At 48.6% G+C, this 1,019-nt stretch carries 2 protein-coding genes; both read left to right on the top strand.

Annotated elements, in window-relative coordinates; genetic code table 11:
- Nucleotides 1-235: 235 nt before the first annotated feature.
- The gene (locus tag SGR01S_RS23510; RefSeq protein WP_004187666.1) at nucleotides 236-427 is read left to right on the top strand and encodes a Rop family plasmid primer RNA-binding protein; all 192 of its coding nucleotides are present in this window, start codon (nucleotides 236-238) and stop codon (nucleotides 425-427) included.
- Nucleotides 427-828, top strand: coding sequence for a helix-turn-helix domain-containing protein (locus SGR01S_RS23505; RefSeq protein WP_061808722.1), 402 nt, complete (start codon nucleotides 427-429; stop codon nucleotides 826-828). Before SGR01S_RS23510 ends, SGR01S_RS23505 begins: the two co-directional genes overlap by 1 nt.
- Nucleotides 829-1,019: the final 191 nt, after the last annotated feature.

The following is a 1,019-nucleotide window of genomic DNA, read 5'->3' as shown; positions in this document are numbered from 1 at the left end:
ACTGATTTGAGCGTCAGATTCTGTGATGCTTGTCAGGGGGGCGGAGCCTATGGAAAAACGGCAACGCCGCGGCCTTTCCTTTTCCCCATCACGCGATTGCTCGGTTTTCTCGAGCTTTTGTACGCATGCTCCTGCCGCTCGCCGCAGCCGAACGGCAGGAGCGTAGCGACTGAGTGAGCGAGGAAGCGGAAAAGAGAACATCCCTACACTGAGCACTGACGCTGTGAGGCCTCTTATGACGAAACAACAGAAAACAGCGCTGAATATGGCAAAATTCATCCAGAATCAGTCTCTGCTCCTGCTGGAGAAGCTTAACGAGCTTGATCTCGATGTCGAGGCCGACCTTTGTGAGAAACTCCACGATGATGCGGAGCATCTTTTCCGTACACTGTCCTCGAGACTGGATGCATTACAGGATGGTAACTGATGGCCAGAGTGTCTATTAGTGAGGCTGCCCGACTGACGGGTAAGAGTAGAACAACACTGCACAGGTTAATTACAGCAGGTGAACTGTCCACCTGTAGCGGTGAACGTAATGCAAAAATGGTAGATACTTCAGAGCTTTTACGTGTCTTTGGTCCCTTTGAGCAACCGAAGGGTGAACACCATTCTGGACAGGTCTCTGAACAGCGTGATACAGCCTCTGCTGACCAGAGTGAACAGGTGATTCGTCATCTGAAACAGGAGATTGAACACCTGAACACCTTACTTTTGTCCAAGGATTCGCACATTGACAGCCTGAAACAGGCCATGCTCCTTCTTGAAAATCACCAGGGAAAATTAACTGAATCCCCGGCGCCATGGTGGAAATTCTGGAAAAAATCCTGACCCCGTCATGCTTCAGTTTTCCTCTCCGGCCATCCCGGGGAGTTCCTGAACCTTCCCGAAAATCGTCAGATCTCTGAACGCTCCTCACCACGAAAAATACCCACACCCCACGCAAAATTAACATTTTGCAGATTTGTATTTAATATCAGCAGCTTACTTTACTGAAATTTTGTTTTTTAAATTTGATTTAT

This window comes from Serratia grimesii NBRC 13537, from assembly GCF_001590905.1.
In the GTDB taxonomy this organism is placed as follows: domain Bacteria; phylum Pseudomonadota; class Gammaproteobacteria; order Enterobacterales; family Enterobacteriaceae; genus Serratia; species Serratia grimesii.
The sequence above is the reverse complement of the archived record's forward strand: the minus strand, read 5'-3'. Positions and strand labels throughout refer to the sequence as shown.